The organism is Streptomyces massasporeus (assembly GCF_014648995.1).
Classification (GTDB): domain Bacteria; phylum Actinomycetota; class Actinomycetes; order Streptomycetales; family Streptomycetaceae; genus Streptomyces; species Streptomyces massasporeus.
Genome location: NZ_BMSE01000004.1, coordinates 227,138 through 250,017 on the forward strand (window position 1 = coordinate 227,138; position 22,880 = coordinate 250,017).

At 71.9% G+C, this 22,880-nt stretch carries 23 protein-coding genes; 12 read left to right on the plus strand and 11 right to left on the minus strand.

The features are described 5' to 3' along the window. Positions 1 to 212 precede the first annotated feature (212 nt). Both IE153_RS12590 and IE153_RS12595 read right to left on the minus strand, forming a co-directional pair. On the minus strand, positions 213 to 647 hold the full coding sequence (locus tag IE153_RS12590) for a hypothetical protein (RefSeq protein ID WP_189589799.1): 435 nt from the start codon (positions 645 to 647) through the stop codon (positions 213 to 215). Next, positions 644 to 1,333 carry an ATP-binding protein gene (locus IE153_RS12595; protein WP_189589800.1) on the minus strand — a complete coding sequence of 230 codons (690 nt, stop codon included), beginning with the start codon at positions 1,331 to 1,333 and terminating at the stop codon, positions 644 to 646. The genes IE153_RS12590 and IE153_RS12595 overlap by 4 nt, the downstream gene beginning before the upstream one ends. 243 nt (positions 1,334 to 1,576) lie before the next feature. On the opposite strand from IE153_RS12595, the gene IE153_RS12600 reads away from it, so the two are divergent. The 3 genes from IE153_RS12600 (at position 1,577) to IE153_RS12610 (ending at position 3,583) form a co-directional block, all read left to right on the plus strand. Further along, on the plus strand, positions 1,577 to 2,437 hold the full coding sequence (locus IE153_RS12600; protein ID WP_189589801.1) for a Sco1979 family transcriptional regulator: 861 nt from the start codon (positions 1,577 to 1,579) through the stop codon (positions 2,435 to 2,437). Next, positions 2,438 to 2,692 (plus strand): DUF397 domain-containing protein, encoded by a 255-nt coding sequence (locus IE153_RS12605; protein ID WP_030852880.1) that lies wholly within the window; start codon positions 2,438 to 2,440, stop codon positions 2,690 to 2,692. 78 nt (positions 2,693 to 2,770) lie between these two features. Then, the gene (locus tag IE153_RS12610; RefSeq protein ID WP_189589802.1) at positions 2,771 to 3,583 is read left to right on the plus strand and encodes an SAM-dependent methyltransferase; all 813 of its coding nucleotides are present in this window, start codon (positions 2,771 to 2,773) and stop codon (positions 3,581 to 3,583) included. A 289-nt stretch (positions 3,584 to 3,872) separates the two neighbouring features. Here IE153_RS12610 and pdxR read toward each other — a convergent pair whose 3' ends face one another. Further along, complete coding sequence (gene pdxR / locus IE153_RS12615) at positions 3,873 to 5,285, minus strand: MocR-like pyridoxine biosynthesis transcription factor PdxR (RefSeq protein WP_189589803.1); 1,413 nt, start codon at positions 5,283 to 5,285, stop codon at positions 3,873 to 3,875. A gap of 47 nt (positions 5,286 to 5,332) precedes the next feature. Here pdxR and IE153_RS12620 point away from each other — a divergent pair, with 47 nt between their 5' ends. Continuing rightward, complete coding sequence (locus IE153_RS12620; RefSeq protein WP_189589804.1) at positions 5,333 to 5,818, plus strand: carboxymuconolactone decarboxylase family protein; 486 nt, start codon at positions 5,333 to 5,335, stop codon at positions 5,816 to 5,818. 33 nt (positions 5,819 to 5,851) lie between these two features. On the opposite strand, the gene IE153_RS12625 is transcribed toward IE153_RS12620, so the two are convergent. The 3 genes from IE153_RS12625 to IE153_RS12635 form a co-directional block, all read right to left on the minus strand. Continuing rightward, positions 5,852 to 7,342 (minus strand): glutamate synthase subunit beta, encoded by a 1,491-nt coding sequence (locus tag IE153_RS12625; RefSeq protein ID WP_189589805.1) that lies wholly within the window; start codon positions 7,340 to 7,342, stop codon positions 5,852 to 5,854. 242 nt (positions 7,343 to 7,584) lie between these two features. Beyond that, positions 7,585 to 8,064, minus strand: coding sequence for an anthrone oxygenase family protein (locus IE153_RS12630; RefSeq protein ID WP_189589806.1), 480 nt, complete (start codon positions 8,062 to 8,064; stop codon positions 7,585 to 7,587). Between the two features lie 260 nt (positions 8,065 to 8,324). Further along, a complete protein-coding gene (locus tag IE153_RS12635) occupies positions 8,325 to 9,023 on the minus strand; it encodes a DUF2293 domain-containing protein (RefSeq protein WP_189589807.1) in 699 nt (232 codons plus the stop codon). Between the two features lie 123 nt (positions 9,024 to 9,146). On the opposite strand from IE153_RS12635, the gene IE153_RS12640 reads away from it, so the two are divergent. After that, entirely contained in the window at positions 9,147 to 9,788 is a 642-nt protein-coding gene (locus tag IE153_RS12640) for a nucleoside/nucleotide kinase family protein (RefSeq protein ID WP_189589808.1), read from the plus strand. Between the two features lie 141 nt (positions 9,789 to 9,929). Then, the gene (locus IE153_RS12645; RefSeq protein WP_185010008.1) at positions 9,930 to 10,358 is read left to right on the plus strand and encodes a CBS domain-containing protein; all 429 of its coding nucleotides are present in this window, start codon (positions 9,930 to 9,932) and stop codon (positions 10,356 to 10,358) included. Between the two features lie 56 nt (positions 10,359 to 10,414). Here IE153_RS12645 and IE153_RS12650 read toward each other — a convergent pair whose 3' ends face one another. Beyond that, on the minus strand, positions 10,415 to 11,542 hold the full coding sequence (locus IE153_RS12650) for a magnesium and cobalt transport protein CorA (RefSeq protein WP_189589809.1): 1,128 nt from the start codon (positions 11,540 to 11,542) through the stop codon (positions 10,415 to 10,417). Positions 11,543 to 11,809: 267 nt separating this feature from the next. On the opposite strand from IE153_RS12650, the gene IE153_RS12655 reads away from it, so the two are divergent. Beyond that, the gene (locus tag IE153_RS12655; RefSeq protein WP_189589810.1) at positions 11,810 to 12,601 is read left to right on the plus strand and encodes a methyltransferase; all 792 of its coding nucleotides are present in this window, start codon (positions 11,810 to 11,812) and stop codon (positions 12,599 to 12,601) included. 27 nt (positions 12,602 to 12,628) lie between these two features. Here IE153_RS12655 and IE153_RS12660 read toward each other — a convergent pair whose 3' ends face one another. Next, positions 12,629 to 13,594, minus strand: a complete 966-nt coding sequence (locus tag IE153_RS12660; protein ID WP_189589811.1) for a carbohydrate kinase family protein — start codon at positions 13,592 to 13,594, stop codon at positions 12,629 to 12,631. Beyond that, positions 13,591 to 14,499, minus strand: coding sequence for a pseudouridine-5'-phosphate glycosidase (locus tag IE153_RS12665; RefSeq protein WP_189589812.1), 909 nt, complete (start codon positions 14,497 to 14,499; stop codon positions 13,591 to 13,593). Before IE153_RS12665 ends, IE153_RS12660 begins: the two co-directional genes overlap by 4 nt. A gap of 106 nt (positions 14,500 to 14,605) precedes the next feature. On the opposite strand from IE153_RS12665, the gene IE153_RS12670 reads away from it, so the two are divergent. Beyond that, complete coding sequence (locus IE153_RS12670; RefSeq protein ID WP_189589813.1) at positions 14,606 to 15,034, plus strand: VOC family protein; 429 nt, start codon at positions 14,606 to 14,608, stop codon at positions 15,032 to 15,034. A 13-nt stretch (positions 15,035 to 15,047) separates the two neighbouring features. On the opposite strand, the gene IE153_RS12675 is transcribed toward IE153_RS12670, so the two are convergent. Then, positions 15,048 to 15,602: a methylated-DNA--[protein]-cysteine S-methyltransferase gene (locus IE153_RS12675; RefSeq protein ID WP_189589814.1), complete on the minus strand. Its 555-nt coding sequence runs from the start codon at positions 15,600 to 15,602 to the stop codon at positions 15,048 to 15,050. Positions 15,603 to 15,654: 52 nt separating this feature from the next. Further along, the gene (locus IE153_RS12680) at positions 15,655 to 16,527 is read right to left on the minus strand and encodes a glycerophosphodiester phosphodiesterase (RefSeq protein ID WP_189589815.1); all 873 of its coding nucleotides are present in this window, start codon (positions 16,525 to 16,527) and stop codon (positions 15,655 to 15,657) included. A 289-nt stretch (positions 16,528 to 16,816) separates the two neighbouring features. On the opposite strand from IE153_RS12680, the gene IE153_RS12685 reads away from it, so the two are divergent. The 4 genes from IE153_RS12685 (at position 16,817) to IE153_RS12700 (ending at position 22,684) form a co-directional block, all read left to right on the plus strand. Continuing rightward, a complete protein-coding gene (locus tag IE153_RS12685; protein WP_189589816.1) occupies positions 16,817 to 17,683 on the plus strand; it encodes an MHYT domain-containing protein in 867 nt (288 codons plus the stop codon). Between the two features lie 40 nt (positions 17,684 to 17,723). Continuing rightward, a complete protein-coding gene (uvrB, locus tag IE153_RS12690) occupies positions 17,724 to 19,874 on the plus strand; it encodes an excinuclease ABC subunit UvrB (RefSeq protein ID WP_189589817.1) in 2,151 nt (716 codons plus the stop codon). Between the two features lie 139 nt (positions 19,875 to 20,013). Next, positions 20,014 to 20,592, plus strand: coding sequence for a TerD family protein (locus IE153_RS12695; protein WP_031109141.1), 579 nt, complete (start codon positions 20,014 to 20,016; stop codon positions 20,590 to 20,592). A gap of 76 nt (positions 20,593 to 20,668) precedes the next feature. Beyond that, the gene (locus IE153_RS12700) at positions 20,669 to 22,684 is read left to right on the plus strand and encodes a TerD family protein (protein ID WP_189589818.1); all 2,016 of its coding nucleotides are present in this window, start codon (positions 20,669 to 20,671) and stop codon (positions 22,682 to 22,684) included. The last annotated feature ends 196 nt before the right edge of the window (positions 22,685 to 22,880 follow it).

Here is a 22,880-nt window from a genome sequence, read left to right on the forward strand (position 1 = left end):
CTATCGCGGGGCGGGCGTCCGCCGGGCAGGGCGCGGACCGGGGCGCCGGATGCGCGCGGGCGCACGACCTGGCCGGGGGAGGTGCGGGGCGGCGCGGGCGTGTGGGGTGGTGCGGGAGTGGAGGGCCGCGCCGGGGGTGGATGCGGCTTTCGGGGCGGGGTGATGAGGGCCCGGGTGTGCGAAGGCCGGTGGCACGAGGGGGCGTGTGCCGCCTACGCGCTGACGGGGCGTGACCAGGACGGGGCCGTTCCCGTCACGCGGCACAGCGCCAGATAGAGGGGGATCGGCGGGGTGTACGGAAGCGTGCCGTCCGGGCGGTGGATCAGTTCGGGGATCTCCAGCAGGTCCGGGACGACCGCGCCGGTGACGTACCGCGCCGGGGCGGGCCATTCCAGGGCGTGGTCGGAATCGGCCGGCACCAGCCACCACCAGTGCGCGTCGTCGGCGTAGACGCAGCCCACCCGGGGCAGCCGCGGCATGACCAGCGGGCCGACGCGGGCGGGGACGGCGATCGCGTCGCAGCCGAGCGGGGCGGTCATGCCGTCGGGCACGGGCAGGCGCAGGGCGGGGCCCGGCGTGTGCAGTCCGCGCCGGACGCGCACCAGCGTGTCCAGGCTCAGCACGCGGCCTCCCCGTACCGGGCTCATGCGGGCCTCCGCTCTCGGTGGTGTCCCTGCGGGGGAACCTCCGGGGCGCCGCGCAGGTGGCGCGCCTGATGGGTCTCGTCCCCGTCGCCCGAGTCGTCGGACGGACCCCGCTTGGGGCGGGCTCCCCACCCCAGGTCGCTCCGGGGTCCGGCCGGACACTCCGCGGTGCCGGGGGCGTCCGAGGCGTCCGGGGTGTCCGCCGTGCGGGGCAGCTCGGCCCAGACCAGCAGCCCGGGGCCGTTCTCATGGGCACCCCAGGAATGACAGAGGGCGTCGACGAGGAGCAGTCCCCTCCCGTGCTCCTCCTCGGGCCGTGTCCGGCCGGCGGCGTGGGGCTGGCCGGGGGCGCAGCCCTCGTCGCGCACGGCTATCCGCACCAGGTCGTCGCCGTCGAGCAGCTCGCACACTATGTGGGTGCTCGCCGTGTGCACGATGGCGTTGGTGACCAGCTCGGAGACCACCAGGGCCGCGCTGTCGCACGTGTCCTCGCACACCGACCAGCCCGTCAGCCGGGCCCGCGTCAGGCGTCTGGCCTGGGCGGGAGAACCCGGATGTGCGGCCAGCTCGAAACGGAACCGGCGCTCGGCAGCGGCCCCGAGGGGGGCCTCTCCCGTAGCGGCGCCAAGCCCGGGCGGGCTTGCGGCGGCGTCTGTTCCTAAGGGCGCGGACGGAATCACGCTTGCCACTATCGCCCCGCCGTGAACACTTGGCAAGTGTCACTCTGAAAATTGCAGAGTGCTGTGTGACGGTCTGGAAGGCCGTGGCACACTGCTCGCAACAGCACCCCGCGCGGCGCCAGTTGAGATCGTCGAAGATCAGTTCGAAACGTTTGTTCGGATCAGTTCTTCGAAAGGGTCCTCGAATGGCGCCGCCGGGCTGTCAGCGTTCTTTTCCGGCCGGCTCGTCAGAACTCTTCGTGGAGGTGGAGCGTGAGTGAACCGCGGTCCGCGCCGACGGTCGGTCAGGTCGTACTCGGCCGACGCCTGTTGGACCTGAGAGAACGCGCGGGGATGAGGCGCGAGGAGGCCGCGCGTATCCTGCGCGTCGCCCCCGCCACGGTCCGGCGTATGGAGATGGCCGAGGTCGCGCTCAAAATCCCCTATCTGCAACTGCTCCTCAAGGCCTACGGAATCTCCGACGAGGAAGCCGAAGCCTTCGTCCAACTGGCCGAGGACGCCAACAGGCCCGGCTGGTGGCAGCGTTTCCACGACATCCTGCCCGGCTGGTTCTCGATGTACGTGAGCCTCGAGGGCGCGGCCAGTGTCATCCGCAGTTACGAGCCCCATTTCGTCCCCGGGCTGCTGCAGACCGAGGACTACGCGCGCGGAGTGCTCCGGTCGGGCGCCATCGGCCAGACCCGGCCCGAGGACATCGAGCGCCATGTCGCCCTGCGCATGCGGCGCCAGGACCTGCTCACCCGTGAGGACGCCCCCCGGCTCTGGGTCGTGATGGACGAGACCGCGCTGCGGCGCCCGGTCGGTGGCCCGGAGGTGATGCGCGCCCAGATCGACAAACTGCTCGACGCCACGAAGCTGCCCAACGTGACGTTGCAGATCGCCGCGTTCGCGGGCGGGCCGCACCCGGGCACGTACGGGCCGTTCGTGCTGTTCCGATTCGCCGTGCCCGAACTGCCGGACATGGTCTACAGCGAGTACCTGACCGGCGCGGTCTATCTCGACGCGCGCACCGAGGTGGCGACCCACCTCGAGGTCATGGACCGCATGGCGGCGCAGGCCGCTACGGCACATCGCACGAAGGAGATCCTTCGGGACCTCCGCAAGGAGCTGTGAATGGATCGCATCAAGCCGCGCAAACACGTCTACAACGGCATGCCCGCGCGCGACTTGGGCAGCGAAGGCTGGCACAAGCCGTGGAGCGGTGGAAACGGAGGCAACTGCCTGGAGGCGATGAAACTCGCCGACGGACGGATCGCCCTCAGGCAGTCCACCGACCCGGACGGGCCGGCGCTGATCTACACCACCGACGAGATGACCGCCTTCATCGAAGGAGCCAAGGCGGGGGAGGCTGACTTCCTGCTGTCCTGACGTGATTGCCGATTCTGTTGTTCGACTTCCTTGATTCGGTGCTGAATTGACCACCCTCTGTGCCTTACGGAGCGCCTCATGACCGGGCAGGACCCCATGCCGGCCGTCCAGATCGACACGACCAGACCCCATCCCGCGCGGATGTACGACTGGTACCTCGGCGGAAAGGACAACTACCCGGTCGACGAGGAGATGGGCCGGCAGATGCTCACCCTCGACCCCCGGGTGCCGGTGATGGCGCGGGTCAACCGCGCGTTCATGCACCGGGCCACGCGCTGGCTTGCCCGCAGCGGCGTACGGCAGTTCCTGGACATCGGCACCGGCATCCCGACCGAGCCCAACCTCCACCAGGTCGCGCAGGAGACCGCGCCCGGCGCCCGGGTCGTCTACTGCGACAACGACCCCATCGTCCTGGCGCACGCGGCCGCGCTGCTGCGCGGCACGGACGAGGGGGCGACCGAGTACCTCCAGGCCGACGTGCGCGACCCGGACGCCATCCTGGAGGGCGCGAGGAAGGTCCTGGACTTCACCCGGCCCGTCGCGCTGTCGCTGATCGCACTGCTGCACTTCGTCTCCGACGAGGACGGCGCCCACGACCTGGTCCGCCGGCTGCTCGCCGAACTGCCGTCCGGCAGCTACCTGGTGATGACCCACGCGACCGCCGACTTCACCCCGGAGGAGTCGAAGGCGGCCACCGAGAAGCTGCGCGCCGCGGGCGTCACCCTGGCCCTGCGCTCCCGCGGGGAGTTCACCCGCTTCTTCGACGGCCTCGACCTCGTCGAGCCCGGCGTCGAAGTGCCGCACCACTGGCACCCCGAGCTGGGCGAGCCCGTGACCGGCCAGGACGACGGGGTGATCCCGGGCTACGGGGCGGTCGGGCGCAAGGCCTAGGTCGTGTCCGCAAAGTCCCGTCGTTCGCCCGGAGGGCGGGCCCCGCGGCGTCGTGGGGGCCCCTCCCGGTCGAGCGCAGCCGAGACTGGGGGAGCGTGCTCTCGGCGTGCCGGGCGGAGTCCCTCGTACTGGATGTACTTGGGGCTTCGTCCGGTGCGGCGAGTGGGGGTGCCCCCTGCTCGAGCGGAGTCGAGAGCTTGGGGGAGCGTGCCAGGCGTCGCGGGGCAGGCGGGACTTTGCGGACACGACCTGGGCCCCTCGGGGTCCTCCAGGTTCCGCCTCGGGCCGGTCACGGCGGCGGCAGTGCACCGCACAGCGCCTCCAGGGCCGGCCCGTAGGCGTGCTCGGAGGGGGTCGCGTACCCGACCACGAGACCGTCGTCCGCCGGCATGTCCGTCTCCGGGTGCCGGAACGCGGCGAGGCCGTCGAGGGCGATGCCCTGCCAGGCGGCGGCCTTGACCGCGGACGCCTCGGTGCCGGGCGGCAACCGCAGCACCGCGTGCAGCCCGGCCGCCACGCCGGTCACCTCGATGTGCGGCGCGTGCACGGCCAGTGCCGCGACGAGCCGGTCCCGGCGGCTGCGGTACCGCTGCCGCATCCGCCGTACGTGCCGGTCGTACGATCCCGAGACGAGGAAGTCCGCCAGGCTCAGCTGGTCGAGGACACTCGCCCACGCCTCGCGCTCACCCTTGGTGGCCAGGACGGCGTCGACGTACCGCTCGGGGAGCACCATCCAGCCCAGCCGCACCGCCGGTGACAGGCTCTTGCTGACCGAGCCGATGTGGATCACGCGCTCGGGGTCGAGCCCCTGCACGGCGCCGACCGGCTTGCGGTCGTAACGGAACTCCCCGTCGTAGTCGTCCTCCAGGACCAGCCCGTCCCGCGTGCCCGCCCAGTCGATCAGGGCGGCCCGGCGCCCGGGGTGCAGCGGTCCGCCGGTGGGGAACTGGTGCGCCGGCGTGAGCAGCACCGCCCGCTCGGGCCCCAACCGGTCGACCCGCGCCCCGTGTTCGTCGAGGGGGAGCGGCACAGTCCGCACACCGGCGGCGGCCAGGACCTCCCGGTGGAACCCGAGTCCGTACGCCTCCACCGCCAGGGGCCCGCGCAGGACGCCGCCTCCGAACAGCAGCCGCAGCGCGTGCGCGAAACCGGAACAGATCACGATCCGGTCCGGCGCGGTCCGCACGCCACGCGCGCGGGCCAGGTACTCGGTGAGCGCCTCCCGCAGTTCCCGCCGGCCGGCGGGGTCGCCCGGCCCGAACACCTCGTTGGGCGCCTGCTGGAGGGCCCGCCGGTAGGAGGCCAGCCAGGCGGTGCGCGGGAACGCCGAGACGTCCGGCGTGCCCTGCATCAGGTCGTGCCGGGGGCCACGCGGGCGTGGGGGCGCCTTCTTGGGCACGCGTGCGGCGGGTCGCAGCGGCTCGGCCCGCTCCGCGACCCTGGTCCCCGAGCCCTGCCGGGCCGTGAGCCAGCCCTCGGCGACCAGCTCCGCGTACGCGTCCGCCACCGTGTTGCGGGCGACGCCGAGGTCCGCCGCGAGCGAGCGGTACGGCGGCAGCCGCGTGCCCGGAGCGAGCCGCCCGCTGCGCACGGCCTCGCGCAGCGCCCGGATCAGCGCCGCCCGTCTGCCGCCCGGCCCGGTCAGCTCCAGATGCAGGTCGGAACCGATCCGCTCCGCTGAATTGACCCAGGAATCAGTCATGGAAATGCACCCTACAGTGGGTCTTTTCGGCTCGTAGGTTGAAGGGCATGACGACGAGCACGAGCACCGACAGCACCCAGATGACGGCGACCCGGCTGGACTTCGGCAGGTCAGCCCCGAAGGCCTTCCGGGCCCTCATCGCCTTCGACGCCGCCGCCCGCGAGGGCATCGACCCGGCCCTGGTCGAACTGATCCAGATCCGCTCCTCGCACCTCAACCACTGCGCGTACTGCCTCCACATGCACACCAACGACGCCCGCAAGGCCGGCGAGAGCGAGGACCGGCTGCACATGGTCGCGGTGTGGCGCGAGGCCCGCCCCTTCTTCACCGAGCGGGAGCAGGCGGCCCTCGCCCTCACCGACGCCATGACCCTCATCGCCGACGCCGGCGTCCCGGACGACGTCTACGCGCGGGCCGCGGCGCAGTTCGACGAGCGGGAACTGGCCCAGGTTCTCGCTCTGATCTGCACGATCAACACGTGGAACCGGGTGGCGCTGTCGACGGGGAAGGTGGCGGGGACGGACGAGCGGTGACGTCCGTGGGAGCCCGGCGGCAGGGCGCTACACCTACACCGCCATGGGCCGGTCGTGCGGTCCGATCGGGGCCGGCAGCCTCGAACTGCCCGTCAGATGACGGTCGACGGCCGCCGCCACCGCCCGCCCCTCGGCGATCGCCCACACGATGAGCGACTGTCCCCGGGCCGCGTCCCCCGCGGCGAACACCCCGGGCACGTTCGTGGCGAAACCGGAGTCCCGCGCGATCGTCCCGCGGGGCTCCATCTCCAGCCCCAGCTGGTCGACGAGCCCGTCCTCCCGGTCGGGCCCCAAGAAGCCGAGGGCGAGCAGCACGAGGTCGGCGGGGAGCGTCCGCCCGGTGCCCTCCACCGGGCTGCGCCGCGCGTCCACCTCGGTCAGGTGCAGCGACCGCACATGCCCCTGCGCGTCACCGTCGAAGCGCAGCGTGGACGCCGCGAACAGCCGCGCGTCCGCGTCGGCGACCGGGGCGGTGCGCAGGTCACGGGCCTCTTCATGGGCGGCGGACAGCCGGTATACCCGCATCGGGTACGTCGGCCAGGGCTCGGTGTCCTCGTCGCGCACCGCGTCCGGCAGCGCGTAGATGTCCAGCTGGGTCACGGACGCGGCGCCCTCCCGGACGGCCGTGCCCAGGCAGTCCGCCCCGGTGTCGCCGCCGCCGACGATGACGACGTGCTTTCCTGCGGCCGACAGCGGAGAGCTCTCCAGATCACCTTCACGCACCCGGTTGGACAGCGGGAGGTACTCCATCGCCTGGTGAATGCCCGTCAGCTCCCGCCCCGGCACCGGAAGTTCACGCCACGCCGTCGCCCCGGTGGCGAGCACCACGGCGTCGTAGCGGGTGCGCAGCTCGTCGGCCCCGATGTCCCGCCCGACCGCCGTCGACGTCCGGAACTTCGTCCCCTCGGCCCGCATCTGTTCCAGGCGCCGCTCCAGATGGCGCTTCTCCATCTTGAACTCGGGGATGCCGTACCGCATCAGCCCGCCGGGCCGGTCGTCCCGTTCGTACACGGCGACCGTGTGCCCGGCCCGCGTCAGCTGCTGAGCCGCGGCCAGTCCGGTGGGGCCCGAGCCGATCACCGCCACCGTCCTGCCGGAGAGCCGCTCCGGAGGCCTCGGCGGTGCGAAGCCCTCCTCCCAGGCTCGGTCGGCGATCGCGCACTCGACGTTCTTGATGGTGACGGCCGGCTGGTTGATCGCCAGCACACACCCCGCCTCGCACGGCGCCGGGCACAACCGGCCGGTGAACTCCGGGAAGTTGTTCGTGGCGTGCAGCCGGTCGGCGGCCGCCCGCCAGTCCTCCCTGGACACCAGGTCGTTCCACTCGGGGATCAGGTTGCCCAGCGGGCAGGCGTCGTGGCAGAAGGGGATGCCGCAGTCCATGCAACGGTCGGCCTGCTTGCTGATGATCGGCAGCAGCGCCCCGGGGACATAGACCTCGTCCCAGTCCCGCGCCCTTTCCTCCACCGGCCGGCGCGGCCAGTCCTGGCGGGGCGTGGTCATGAAACCCTTGGGATCGGCCATGGCCGTCTTCCTTGCGTGCGCGTGTGACAGGCCGTGCGTCGTCGGGCGGCGCTCTTGTCGGTCGTGGTGCGGCTCTCGTGCGGGGCCGCGTCCTCTTACTCGTGGTGCGGCGGTCTTTTCGCCACGATACGTCCGCCTCCGGGCCGGTGCCTGTCGCCGCGTGGCGCGGCCTTCAGGTGAGCGCCGGCACGTACGACAGTACGGCCTTCGGGTGAGCGCCGGCACGTACGACAGCACGGCCGTCAGGTCAGCGCCAGCACGTACGACAGCGCCGCCCCGGCCGAGGCCGCCGTGCGGACGTGGTTCCACAGCGTCCACTCGCGCACATACGCCGGCCAGTACGCCGCCGCCTCCGGGGTGCCCGGCTCCAGCTCGGCCAGCGCGTCGTTGCGCGGCACGTTCGCGACCATGGTCAGCCCGAACGACCCGAACAGATACAGCGCGCTGCCCACCAGCAGCGCCACGGCCCCCTCGTCCGGCCACAGCACGAACGTCACCACGGCGATCACCGCGCACAGCACCGCCGACCCCAGGAACACGATCATGAACGGCGGCGTCACCGCGGCCACGTTGATCGCTTTCATCGCGGCCACCCCCTGCGCCGACGGCAGCATGCCGAGGCCCCGCATCACGAAGGTCGAGAACCCGCAGAACACCCCGGCCACCAGTCCGGTCCCGAGCACACCCAGCACCGTCAGCACGAAGTACGGTCCGTCGATCATGTCCCTCTCCCGCCCGTCGAGCCGGGATCCTGCCCGGCACCCTTCCTCACCACAAGTGAATTCCCGTACGGGCACAGTGACCATGGCCGAGGGGCGCGGAGCCATAAGCAGGCGTCCACGGTCCACCGAACGGCTCTCTCCGCGGGACGTCCAAGGCCCCGGAAACAACCGGCGGCACCCCGGCTGCACCCGGCAGGACCTGGCGGGGCCTTCGACGCCCATGCGGCACCCGGCGGCTCCAGGCCCCGGGCCCTCTCGCGTCACCCCGCCGAGCCGAGACCCGCCTCGGTCCAGCCCCGCAGCACCGTCGCCACCGCCGCCGCGATCCGCCGCCGCGCCTCGTGTCTGGGCACGCCGCTCATCAGCAGCCGGTCGTACGGCGTGTCCAGATGCCGTACGGACGCCACGACCGCCGCGGTCACCGCGCCCTCGGACAGCGCACGCCCCGCCGCGCTGCGGCCCACCCGCCCGCTGCCCCGCTCCGAGGCGTGCAGGGCGACGGCCCGCGCCCGGTCGGCCGGGCACCCGGGAAACAGCCGGCGTATCTCCGTCGCGAACGCCTGCGCGAACAGGGCGTCCTGAGCCGCCCGCCGCCGCGCGTCCCGCACTCGGCGCCGCCGTCTCGCCTCGGCGTCCGCCAGACACCGCAGCTCGGCCCGCGCGAGCGCCTCCTCCTCGACCAGGACGCCCTGCCGCTCGTACCGGCCCTTGCGCCGGTTGAACCGCACGACAACCGCCGACAGCGTGCTCTCCTCCCTGGACCTGCGGGTCAGCGCGGTGTCGCCGCTCGGCAGGAACACCAGATGCCCGAGGTCGGCGCAGTCGAGGCAGCGTGGGGCACCGTCCTCGAGGATCAGCAGCGGCAGCGGCCCTCGCCGGCACTCGGCGCAGTACCGCCGCTTGAGGGGCTGGAAGACGAGAAGTCCGGTGAGGGGCGGGAGCGTCACACGGGGGGCCATACAGGGTTCATTCCCCCTGACAGCGGCGCGAACTACGCACTTCACGACAGACCTGGCGACCCTTTCGTGCCCCCGGGGAGGCGGCCGTGGGTGGATCCCTCTACCGCCCCGGCCTGACGCATCATGGGCCGTGTGCGACTCGAAGCGATCACCTGGGAACGGCTCGGCGACCTGCTCGCCGAACGCCTGCTCGATCTGAAGCCCGCCGACGGCAGCCCCTGGCCGCGCATCGCCTTCGACGGCGCCCCGGCAGCCCGCCCGGGAGACCTCGCCCACCGGGTCTCGGAGGCGCTGCGCGTACGCGGCCGCTCCTCGCTCGTCGTCGGCACGGATGGCTTCTGGCGCCCCGCCTCCGTACGGCTGGAGTACGGCCACCAGGACGTCGAGGCCTACTACAGCGGCTGGTACGACACCGGCGCCCTGTGGCGCGAGGTGTTCGGCCCGCTCGAAGCCGACGGCACCGGTCGCGTCCTGCCCGACCTGTGGGACCCTGCCGCCGACCGTGCCACCCGCAGCCCCTACGTCGAACTCCCGCCCGGTGGCGTGCTGTTGCTGCACGGGCCCTTCCTCCTCAAGCACTGGTTCCCCTTCGATCTGAGCGTCCACGTCCTCCTCTCCCAGGGCGCCCTGCGCCGTCGCACCCCCGAGGCCGAGCACTGGACCCTCCCGGCCTTCGAGCGCTACGCGCAGGAGTCGGACCCGGTGGCGACGGCGGACGTCCTGGTGCGGGCCGACGATCCGCGCCATCCGGCGTGGGGCGGCTGAAGCGCGCCCCGGGTTCGCTGCCCGGTCGGCGGGCGCCCGGCTTCCGTGTGCGGGCATCCGGTGGCACGGCGAGAATGAAGGGCGCCGGGACTCGCGGTGCGTCCCGCTCCGCGCCGGCCGTCCGGCACCGGGAGGTACTCCATGACCACCGCCGGAGACATCATGCACCGCGGCGCCCAGTGGATCCCCGCCCACGAAACCCTCGACCGCGCCGCCCAGCTCATGCGCGAGCTGAACGTCGGCGCCCTGCCCATCAGCGACGAGAACGAGCGGCTCTGCGGCATCCTCACCGACCGTGACATCGTCGTCGGCTGCGTCGCCATGGGTCACGACCCCGCCAGGATCACCGCGGGTGAGATGGCCAAGGGCACGCCCCGCTGGATCGACGCCGACGCCGATGTCGGCGAGGTGCTCCACGAGATGCGGGAGTACCAGATCCGCCGGCTGCCCGTGATCAAGGACAAGCGTCTCGTCGGCATGATCAGCGAAGCCGACCTGGCCCGGCATCTCGCGAAGGACCAGATCGCCTCCTGGGCGGAGAGCGTCTACGCCACGACCGCGATGCACTGACCCCGCGGGTCACTCCGCCCGCGCCCCACGGGGCTCTGTGCGGGGCGCCGCCCGCGTCAGAGCCAGCCGCTGCGCCGGAACCCCCGGTACAGCGCGAGACACGCCACGGATATCACGCCGATGACCATGCCGTAGCCGTACCGCCAGTGCAGCTCCGGCATGTGGTCGAAGTTCATGCCGTAGACCCCGCAGACCATCGTCGGCACGGCGACGATCGCGGCCCACGCCGTGATCTTCCGCATGTCCTCGTTCTGCGCGACCGTGACCTGTGCGAGGTGTGCCTGGAGGATGGAGTTGAGCAGTTCGTCGAAGGCGGCGATCTGCTCCTTCGCCCGCAGAAGATGATCCGAGACGTCGCGGAAGTACGCCTGTATCTCCGGGTCGACCGCCCGGATCGGCCGGGTGGCGAGATCCTCGAGCGGCCGGCTGAGCGGCACCACCGCCCGCTTCAGCTCGAGCAGTTCACGCTTGAGCTGGTAGATGCGCCCCGGGTCGGCCCGCGCGCCGGTCTCCGAGAACACGTCGGTCTCGACCTGGTCGATGTCCGCCTGCACCGCGTCCGTGACCGTGAGGAAGTCGTCGACCACGTGGTCCGCGAGCGCGTGCAGCACCGCCGACGGGCCCTTGGCGAGCTGACCGGGATCGGACTCCAGCTCCTCGCGCAGCGGGCCCAGTGAGCCGTGCCGGCCGTGCCGCACCGTGATCACGAAGTCCGCGCCGACGAACACCATGATCTCGCCGGTGTTCACCACCTCGCTGGTGGCCGTCAGCTCCTCGTGTTCGACGTAGCAGACCGTCTTGAAGACCGCGAAGAGCGTCTCGCCGTAGCGCTCCAGCTTGGGACGCTGATGGGCCTCGATCGCGTCCTCGACGGCCAGCGGGTGCAGGTCGAAGAGCTCGGCGATGCCGGCGAACTCCTGGTCGGTGGGCTCGTGCAGACCGAGCCAGACGAAGCCCTCCCGGCTCTTGCGCACCCGCTCCACGGTGTCCACCAGATCGCCGCGCTCGGGGATGCGGACACCCTCCCGGTACGTCACGCAGTTCACCACCGAGGAGCCCAGCGGGGAGCGGGCCGGGTGACTCAGGTCGACGCGCGGGCGCCGCCGGGCCAGCCGAGCCACCTTGCGAAGACCGCCGACCCCGCCGAGGCTCGTGACCTTCCGCAGATTCCCTGCCATGGACATCCGGATCTCCTTGCGTGGCACCCATTGCGCCGTTCCTGTGCTGTGGCGCGCCAGTCTGCCAGGCCTGCGTGAGCTGCGGGTAAGCCTGTGGATACGGCCCGTTCCGCTTGGTTCCCGGCTGTGGACGAACCAGGGCGCCGACGCCGCGCCCTGCCACATCGACGCATGCCCGCGCCGGACGGTTCTCAGTGCGGACGCGTCCGACGCGCTTCTCCTGCCGGAGCGTCGACCGGTACGGATAAGTCGGACAACTGGGATGATCGCGGCATGACGCGAACCGACGGGTACCTCCTGGACAACCGGCAGACCGAGGCGGCAGAGCATTTCAGCGCCTTCGCCGCTCTCTTCGACCCCACGACGTTCCGGCACCTCGAAGAGCTCGGCGTCGGATCCGGCTGGCGATGCTGGGAGGTCGGCGCCGGCACCACCGTGGTGTCCTGGCTGGCCAAGAGGGTCGGCCCGACCGGCCGCGTCGTCGCGACCGACACCGACACCGCACGGCTCGCCTCCGCCGCCCGGCCGCCCGTCGAGGTGCGGGTCCACGACCTCGGCGGGCAGGAGCCGCCGGGGGAGGGCTTCGACCTGGTGCACGCCCGCCTCGCCCTCGTCCACGTCACCGACCGCGAACGGGCGTTGCGGTCCATGGTCAAGGCTCTGCGCCCCGGAGGCCGGCTCCTCGTCGAGGACGCCGACCCCGCGCTCCAGCCGCTCCTCTGCCCCGACGAGCACGGCCCCGAGCAGCAGCTCGCGAACCGGCTGCGGCACGGCTTCCGCAGACTGCTCGCCGATCGCGGGACCGACCTGCCGTGCGGCCGCACCCTGCCGCGCCTGCTTCGGGACGCCGGGCTGACCCGGGTCCACGCCGACGCCTACTTCCCCCTCGCCTCGCCGGCCTGCGCGGCCCTGGAGTCGGTCACGGTCCGCCAGATCCGCGACCAGCTCGTCACCGCCGGCCTGGCCACGGACCAGGACATCGACCGGCACCTCGAGAACGTCACGTCCGGCGCGCTCGATCTGACGACGGCACCGATGATCTCGGCGTGGGGCCGCAAGCAGTAGTCGGTGCTTCGGGCCGGGCCGGGCCGGTCAGCCCGGCGCGGGCGGTCTGCCGCCCACCCGTTCCACCGCTCGCGCACCCGCCCGGCACCCCTCCGCCGCGGCGTCCTGCGGCCCGGCGCCCGCCAGCAGCGCGGCGAGGAACGCGCCGGTGAAGGCGTCACCGGCGCCGGTGGTGTCCCGCGGAGTCGCCGGTACGGCCGGGACACGGGCACGCACCTTCCCCGAGCGGGCCACGAGCGCCCCCTCGTGGCCCTGCTTGGCGACGACCAACGGCACGCGCCGGCTCAGCTCGGCCGCCGCCTCGGCCGCGTCCGCCAGCCCTGTCAGCAGGCACGCCTCGTCCCGGCTGGGCAGCAGGACGTCCACGCCCTCGACGAGGGACAGGAACCGCTCCGCGCCCAGCTCCGCGAGGAAACCGGCCGATGCCGGGTCCAGACTCACCGGCACTCCCCGCGCGTGTGCGGCCTTCAGCGCCACCGCCACCAGGTCCCGGCTCGGCCCGGAGAACAGGAGGTAGCCCGACAGATGCAGCCGGGCCACGCCGTCGAGGAGCGCGTCCGACCAGTCGGCGGGCCCGAGCCGCAAGGCCGCGCCACTGTCGGTGAGGAACGTCCGCTCCGCACAAGCGCCCCCGTCGACCATGCAGATCACCGTGCCGGTCGGCGCGAGCGGGTCGACGACGAGCTGTGGACGTACTCCCTGGGCGACCAGTTCCCGCTCGTGCCAGGCTGCCGCGTCCGCCCCGACACACCCGAGCAGACGTACGTCCGCCGCGCCTCGGTGCGCCGCCCAGCACGCCACATTGGCGCCCGCCCCGCCCGCCACCGTCCGGATCGAGGCCGCCGTGTCCGTGCCGGCCGCGAGCGGTCCTCGGTGCCGCGCGACGACGTCGGTGATGACATCCCCGACGACCAGCAGCCCCCCGCCCGCCGCCGAACCCGTGCCCCGGGAACCGGATCCCCCTCCCGGCCCCGCCCCGCCGCCCGCCGTCATCCCCGGGCCCGGGCCGCCGCGATCCGTGCCGCAAGGCGTACGTTGCCGCGGACCGCGGCCAGATTGGCGCTCAGGGAGGCGCCGTCCGTGTGCCGCACCAGATAGTCGAGCAGGAACGGCGTGACCGCCTGCCCGGTGACGCCTTCCTCCTGGCACGCGTTGAGCGCGGCCGCGAGCACGCGCGCGTGCAGGTCCGGATCGAGCTGCTCCTCCTCGGGGACGGGGTTGGCGACGATCAGCGCCGACTCCGGCGCGCCGAGCGCGTCCTGCGCCTGCATGACGCCCGCCACCTGCTCCGGCGTCTCCAGCGTCCAGTCCACCGGATGCCCCGAGTCGGAGAGGTAGAAGCCGGGGAACCGGCCGGTGCCGTAACCCGCCACGGCGACCCCCAGCGTCTCCAGCCGCTGCAGGGTCGCCAGCACGTCCAGAATCGACTTCACCCCGGCACACACCACCGTGATGCGCGTGCGCGCCAGCAGCCCCAGGTCGGCCGACTCGTCCTGCGTCACCGTCCACTCCCGGTGCACCCCGCCGAGCCCGCCCGTCGCGAAGACCCGCACGCCCGCCTGCGCCGCCAGCAACGCGGTGGCCGACACCGTGGTCGCCCCGCTCGCCCCGGACGCCACCGCGAGCGGCAGATCACGGTGGCCGAGCTTGCGGATCCCGTCCTCGTTCGCGACCCGCTCCAGCTGCTCCTTGTCCAGGCCGACGTGAGGGCGCCCGTCCAGCACGGCGATCGTGGCGGGGACCGCGCCCTCCTGCCGTACGGCCGTCTCCAGCTCCAGCGCCACCTGGAGGTTGCGCGGCCGGGGCAGCCCGTGCGCGATGATCGTGGACTCCAGGGCGACGACGGGCCGGCCCGCGTCGATCGCCTCCCGCACTTCCTCGGACACCACCAGCACCACGCGCCTGCCTCCTGTCAGTCGGTCAGTCGTCTTCCCTCATCTCTGGCGACCGGCGGGACGGGCCAAACCCTTGCGGGCTGCCGGAGTCGTCACGAGCCTGGGGTGCATGACGGACCACACACCACGCCTCGACCATGTCGTCCTCTGGGTGCGCGACCCGCTCGCCGCCGCCGACTTCTACGAGAAGGCCGTCGGATTGGAGGCGGTACGGCTCGCGGAGTTCGCGGCGGGTGAGGCGCCGTTCCCCTCCGTGCGCGTCAGCGACGACACCATTCTCGATCTCATGCCGCTGAGCTTCGTGGAGCGCATGACGATGCTGCCCGGCTCCGCCGAGAGCGCGGGGCATCCGGTCAACCACGTCTGCCTGGCGCTGCCACGCGGCGACTTCGACGCCCTCCTCAGCCGCCTCGAGGAGCGCTCCGTACCGGTGTCCGACCTCGCGCACGACTCCTTCGGAGCCCGGGGCAAGGCCACCCGCAGCTTCTACTTCCGCGACCCGGACGGCAATGTCTTCGAGGCCCGGCACTACGACTGACCAGGCGCGCTTCCTAGAAGAGCGGCTCCGGAAGCACGCCCTCCAGGGCGAGCAGCCTCCGCTTGGTCTCCAGCCCGCCCCCGAAGCCGCCGATGCCGCCGCCGCTCTCGACGACCCGGTGACAGGGCACCACCACCGGCAGCGGGTTGGCGCCCATCGCCATGCCCACGGCCTGGGCGGCGCCCGGCTGACCGACCCGCCCGGCCAGGTCGCCGTATCCGACCACCTGGCCGTACGGCACGCCCGAGGCCAGCTCGCGCAGGACCTCCCGGTTGAAGCCGGAGATCAGCGACCAGTCCAGCGGCAAGTCGAAGGCGCGTCGCTCACCCGCGAAGTACGCCTCGACCTGGCGTATCGCCTCGGCCAGCAGTGGGGAGCCGGGCGCCTCGACGGGCTCGGTGCCCAGCCGCGACGCCAGCCGCTCGACGGCCTTGTCCCGCACCGCGTCCGTGGCGTGGAACACGACGTTGACCAGGCCGTCCCGGCTCGCGGCCAGCAGCAGCGGCCCGATCCCGCTCTCGACGACCGCCCACACGACCCGCGGCTCGACCTGCTCTCGGCTGTCCATGCGCCCACAGTAGGACCCACCACTGACAACGCCGTCCGGGCTGAACGCCGGATCAGCCGCCCACGGCCTTGCGCACCACGTCCGGCTTGTTCGTGATGATCCCGTCGACCCCGTACCCGGCGACCCGCTGGGCCGTCCTCGCGTCGTCGACCGTCCAGGCGAAGACCTCCATCGGCCTGCCGTGCGGCCCGTCGAATGCCTGCACGGAGGACACGTACGCCGGGGACAGCGAGCTGTACGAGGGGTTGATCTGGTCGGCGAACTCGGCGCAGTCGAGCAGGTCCGACACCGGCGGCGTCCCCAGGAGGCCCGTCTTCACACCGGGCTTCAGCTCGTGCACCGTCCGCACGCTGTCCGCGCTGAAGCTCTGCACGATCAGCCGGTCCGCCAGAGGCGACCGGTCGAGCCAGCCCTCGTTGCCGAGGACCTTCAGCGTCTGCCGTTCGATGCCCGGGTACAGCTCGGGGTTCTTGATCTCCAGGAGCAGCTTCTGGCGATGGCGCTCCAAGCGGTGCACGAACTGCTCCAGCGTCGGCACGCGCGTGCCCGCGTACGCGGGTCCGAACCAGCTGCCCGCGTCCAGCCGGGCGATCTCCGCAGCGGTGAAGTCCTTCACCTTCCAGGGGGCCCGGCCGGGGAAGACCTCCTCGGCGTCGGTGGTGCGGCGCAGGTTGTCGTCGTGGATGACGACCAGCTCGCCGTCCCTCGTGCGCTGCACGTCGTTCTCCACCCAGTGGATGCCCAGCTCCGCCGCTCTGTCCACGGAGGTCAGGGTGTTCTCGGGCGCGTACGCGGAGGCACCGCGGTGAGCGATGACCAGCGGCGATGTGCCGGCTTGCGCGGCACGGGCGGGGGAGACGGGGAACAGCAGGGCGGCGGTCCCCAGGAGTGCGGTGGTCGAGGCGGCAACAGCGCGCGCGTGCATGCGTACTCCTCGCGACGAGCGAACGGCGACATCACAGACAGCACAACTGTGACAGCAGAGGGTCAACGCGAGAGGGGTACAGGATGGCCACACGTTGAACGGAGGTGACCCAACTCCGCTCACTGGTACCGCACAACTGCGGCAAGGCCGTGTTTCTTTGCCGGAAAATCGTTCGACCATTCCGGTGGGGGTCATACTCTCTGCGTCAACCCTGACCGCTCTGGCGGTCCTGGGAGGGGGCGTACATCGGGAATTCCGGGACGTACAAGGGCGGGAAGGGCAGCCGCGCATGCAGGGCACGGTCGACGGATTCAGCTATGGCCTGGTCACACCCCTGGTGGCCTACTTCATGGCCTGCCTCGGCGGCGCGCTGGGCCTGCGTTGCACCACCAGATCCATGCTCGTCGCCCAGTCCTGGCGCCCCGGCTGGCTCGCCCTCGGCTCCGCCGCCATCGGCTCCGGCATATGGACCATGCACTTCGTTGCGATGATGGGGTTCACGGTCCGCGGCACTCCGATCCACTACGACAAGGCGATGACCTTCGCGAGCCTGGCCGTCGCCATCGTCATGGTGGGCGTCGGGATCTTCATCGTCGGCTACCGGGGAGCCCGCGGGACGGCCCTGTTCACCGGCGGCACCATCACCGGCCTGGGCATCGCGTCGATGCACTACCTCGGCATGGCCAGCATGAGCCTGGACGGAAAGCTGGAGTACAACACCGTCACCGTCGGCATCTCCGTCGCCATCGCCATGGCCGCCGCGACCGCCGCCCTCTGGGCTGCCGGCCAGGTCAGGGGCTTCCTGTGGAGCGTGGGCGCGAGCCTCGTCATGGGACTGGCCGTCAGCGGCATGCACTACACCGGCATGGCCGCCCTCAGCGTCCACCTGCACGGCACGTCCGAACCCGCCACGGGAGACTCGCCCGCGAGCCTGCTCGCACCCATGCTGATCGGGCCGCTCGCCTTCCTGCTCCTCGCGGGCGTCGTGGTGATGTTCGACCCGCTGATGGTCATGGGGAAGCCCGCCGTAGTCCCCGTCGAGCACAAGCCCGGCATCCCCGCCCACACCCACGTCCGGCACTCCGCCCGCCGCCTGCGGTTCCGCCCCCGCCGCACCGTGGAGCACAGGGGCTCCCGCACCCCGCAGAACCGCTGATCAGAGCCCGTTGTCAGTGCGGGGTCGTACGGTGGATCCCATGCGGCCCGTTTCAAAGATCGAACGCACGGTGGCGCCCTTCGAGGTCGTCAGCCCCTACCAGCCGAACGGCGACCAGCCGACGGCCATCGCCGACCTCGCCCGGCGCGTCGAGGTGGGCGAGAAGGACGTCGTACTGCTCGGCGCGACCGGCACCGGCAAGTCCGCCACCACCGCGTGGATGATCGAGAAGCTCCAGCGCCCCACACTCGTGATGGCGCCGAACAAGACACTGGCCGCCCAGCTGGCCAACGAGTTCCGCGAGCTCCTCCCGAACAACGCCGTCGAGTACTTCGTCTCGTACTACGACTACTACCAGCCCGAGGCGTACGTCCCGCAGTCGGACACCTACATCGAGAAGGACTCCTCGATCAACGAGGAGGTCGAGCGCCTGCGCCACTCCGCGACCAACTCGCTGCTCACCCGCCGCGACGTCGTCGTGGTCGCCTCGGTCTCCTGCATCTACGGCCTCGGCACCCCGCAGGAGTACGTGGACCGCATGGTCCCCCTCAAGGTCGGCGAGGAGATCGACCGCGACGAGCTGCTGCGCCGCTTCGTGGACATCCAGTACACGCGCAACGACCTGGCCTTCACCCGCGGCACCTTCCGCGTCCGCGGCGACACCATCGAGATCTTCCCGGTCTACGAGGAGCTGGCCGTCCGCATCGAGATGTTCGGCGACGAGATCGAGGCGCTGTCCACCCTGCACCCGCTCACCGGCGAGATCATCAGCGACGACGAGCACCTCTACGTCTTCCCGGCCTCCCACTACGTCGCAGGACCCGAGCGCCTGGAGCGGGCCGTCAACGACATCGAGAAGGAGCTGGCCGAGCGCCTGACGGAGCTGGAGAAGCAGGGCAAGCTGCTGGAGGCCCAGCGCCTGCGCATGCGGACCACGTACGACATCGAGATGCTGCGCCAGATCGGCAGCTGCTCCGGCGTGGAGAACTACTCGATGCACTTCGACGGCCGCTCGCCCGGCTCCCCGCCGAACACCCTGCTGGACTACTTCCCGGACGACTTCCTCCTCGTCATCGACGAGTCGCACGTCACCGTCCCGCAGATCGGCGCCATGTACGAGGGCGACGCCTCCCGCAAGCGCACCCTCGTCGACCACGGCTTCCGGCTGCCCTCGGCCCTGGACAACCGCCCCCTGAAATGGGAGGAGTTCCAGGAACGCATCGGCCAGACGGTCTACCTGTCGGCCACCCCGGGCAACTACGAGATGTCCCGCTCGGACGGCTTCGTCGAGCAGATCATCCGCCCCACCGGCCTCGTCGACCCGGAAGTCGTCGTCAAGCCCACCGAGGGTCAGATCGACGACCTGGTGCACGAGATCCGGCTGCGCACGGAGAAGGACGAGCGCGTCCTGGTCACCACACTCACCAAGAAGATGGCCGAGGACCTCACGGACTACTTCCTGGAGCTGGGCATCCAGGTGCGCTATCTGCACAGCGACGTCGACACCCTGCGCCGCGTCGAACTGCTGCGTGAACTGCGCGCCGGCGAGTACGACGTGCTGGTCGGCATCAACCTCCTGCGCGAGGGCCTCGACCTGCCCGAGGTGTCCCTGGTGGCGATTCTGGATGCCGACAAGGAGGGCTTCCTGCGCTCCGGCACGTCCCTGATCCAGACCATCGGCCGCGCCGCGCGCAACGTGTCCGGTCAGGTCCACATGTACGCCGACAAGATCACTCCGGCGATGGAGAAGGCCATCGAGGAGACCAACCGGCGCCGCGAGAAGCAGATCGCGTACAACACCGAGCGGGGCATCGACCCCCAGCCGCTCCGCAAGAAGATCAACGACATCGTCGCCCAGATCGCCCGCGAGGACATCGACACCGAGCAGCTGCTCGGCTCGGGCTACCGCAAGGCTAAGAAGGACGGCGGGGGCACCAAGGCGCCCGTGCCCTCCCTCGGCAAGGCGGCCGGAGCGGCCAAGCCCGCCAAGGGCAAGGGCAAGGGCAAGGCCGAGGAGACGGTGCCGACCGACCGCCCCGCGGCCGAGCTGGCCGGGCAGATCGAGGAGCTCACCGCGCGGATGCGGGCCGCCGCCGCGGAGCTCCAGTTCGAGATCGCGGCCCGGCTGCGCGACGAGGTCTCCGAGATGAAGAAGGAACTGCGCCAGATGAAGGAGGCTGGTCTGGCCTGACAGCGTGCCGCGTACGCGCAGTGTTGCAAGACCGACACAAAGTGCGGACCGGGGTACGTCGCTGTCAGTGCCCCTGCGTAGGGTTCTGGTCAACCGCGACTACGCGGCAACAGGGGACGTTCGAGAGGGGAATCAGCGCGTGACCGTCAACATGACCAAGGGTCAGGCCATCAGTCTGCAGAAGAACGACGGTGGCAGCCTGACTGCGGTTCGTATGGGTCTTGGCTGGCAGGCGGCTCCCCGGCGCGGCCTGTTCGGCTCGCGCACGCGAGAGATCGACCTCGACGCCTCCGCCGTCCTGTTCGCGGACAAGCAGCCGGTCGACGTCGTCTTCTTCCGCCACCTGGTGAGCGACGACGGCTCGGTTCGCCACACCGGTGACAACCTCGTCGGCGGTGTCGGCCAGGGCGGCGACGACGAGGCGATCCTCGTCGACCTCGCGCGGGTTCCGGTCCACATCGACCAGATCGTCTTCACCGTGAACTCCTTCACGGGCCAGACCTTCCAGGAGGTGCAGAACGCGTTCTGCCGCCTGGTCGACGAGACCAACGGCCAGGAGCTCGCCCGCTACACGCTCGCCGGCGGTGGCCAGTACACGGCCCAGATCATGGCCAAGGTCCACCGCGCGGGCCAGGGCTGGTCGATGACGGCCCTGGGCAACCCGGCCAACGGCCGCACCTTCCAGGACCTGATGCCGGCGATCCTGCCGGTGCTCTGACGCACCCCGGGCCCCGGACCGGCGGGCCCGGCGAGCAGCACACGACTTCACACAACGACACAGGGGGACGAAGGCGATGACGGCCGAGCTGGTGCGGGGGCAGAACCACCCGCTCTCCCAGGCCCGTCTCGAGATCCGGATCTCGGCCGGCACGCCGATCGTGGCCGTGGCCGCGCTCGGCGACGAGAACGGCCGGATCCACGGCGTGGAGTGGGTGGCCCACCCGGGCGCACCCACCCAGCCGGGTCTCGAGGTCTCCCGGCAGGCCGCCGCCGACCACCGCCTCGCGGTGGACCTGGACGCCGTGCCGGAGGCCGTCCACCGTGTCAGCGTGCTGCTCGCCCTGCCCGTCGGCGGGACAGGCCCGGTCCGTTTCGGTGCCGTGGCGGCCCCGTTCGTCGCCGTCACCGGCCTCGGCGGCGACGAGGTCGCCAGCTACACCATCACCGGCCTGGAGGCCGAGTCGGCCGTCGTCGCCCTGGAGCTCTACCGACGCCAGGACGCCTGGAAGGTGCGCGCCGTCGGTCAGGGCTACGCGGGCGGCCTCGCCGAACTCCTCACCGACCAGGGCCTGCCGCAGGCCCACCAGCTCGCCGGCACCGTCAGCGAGGCGGTGGCCCAGGGACTCGCCCGCTCGGTGCAGGCGCCCCCGCCGCGCACGGCGGACGGCGACCGTTCCCGGCAGACAGCGGCTCCCGCCCTCGGCCCGGACCAGGGCGGCACCGCGCCCCAGCCCGGTCCCGTGCCACCGGTGTCCCCGTACGGCGGCCAGACGCCCGGCGGCCCCGGACAGCCCGCCCCGCAGCAGCCGTATCCCGGCACCGCGCCGGACCCGAGCGCCGTCACCCAGCCGTCCGCGCCCACGGCGGGCGGCCCGATCGACTACAGCCACCCGCGCCGTCAGAACGCCGCCCCGCCCCCGCCTCCGCCCACCGCGCCCCCGGCCGCACCCGGGCAGCCCGCCCAGCCCGTCGCGGGCGACGCGACCGGCTGGTCCATGGAGGAGCGGCTCTACAACCAGGTGTGGGGCATGTTCGAGGACCTGGCCCGCACCACCGCCGCCTATCGCAGCGCCGTCGACTTCGCCGAGTCGCGCATGGACAAGGAGCTGGAGCAGGTCCTCTCCGACCCGCGCAGCCGGATAGGCGGACAGGGCGACGCGGCCCGCGAGGCGGCCCGGGCCCGGCACACCCAGCTCGTCACCCAGGCCCGCGAGGCACTCGACCGGGACCTCACCCAGCTCGCGGCCGAGGCCGACGTCGTCGAACCGGCCCTGCCACCGGCGTACGCCCGCTGGGACAATCCGGCGTGGCACGCCTACCGGGTGCCGATGGAGATCCCCATGGCCCTGCGGCTGGGTGACCTCCACCTCCCCGAGGCCGACCGGATCCGCATCCCGATGCTGGTCCGGCTGCCGCTGGAGCGGGGCCTGTGGATCGACAGCGGAGCGGCCGGGGCGTCCGACGGTTCGTTCACCGATTCGCACACCATGAGTCGTCTCGCCATGGAGACGGCGGTCGCGCACGCGGCCCGGCTGCTGGCCGTCTACCCGGCGGGCGAGTTCACCGTCCATGTCATCGACCCGGCCGGCTCCGGGGCGCAGCCGTTGGCGCCCCTGGTGCAGACCGGGGTGCTCGCGGCCCCGCCCGCGCTCGGCGCCGCCGGGGTGGCGGACGTGCTGGGCCGGCTCACCCAGCGGGTCGACCTGGTGCAGATGGCGATCCGGGGCGGCGCCGCCGACTCCCTCCCGCCCGGGTTCGACACCTCGCAGCAGCTCCTGATCGTCAACGACTTCCCGCACGGTTTCGACGACCGGGCCGTGAACCAGCTGCGCTACCTGGCCGACGAGGGGCCGGCCTTCGGCGTCCACCTGATGATGGTGGCCGACCGGGAGGAGTCCTCCGGCTACGGGCCCCTGCTCGACCCGCTGTGGCGTTCGCTGCTGCGACTGACGCCGGTGGCCGACGATCACCTCGCCGACCCGTGGGTCGGTCATGCCTGGACGTACGAGCCGTCGCTCGTGCCGCCCGGAAGTCAGGTCCTCCAGCAGGTGCTCGCCCAGGTCGCGGCAGCTCGCACCAAGTTCACGTAAAGCCCTCTGATCAGGGATTTTGGCCTTTCTTTTGCCAAGCGCTTTACCTGTTCTTGGTGATTGGGTACTGTTGACGGCACGGAGGGGAGTACTCCCTGTCTGCTGCGGCGTACCCGTCAATACGGATCAGGCCAGATCCCGGGGCGTCGGCCCATCTTTGGGTGGAAGAGACCTCCGGCAGCGACGACGCTGACAT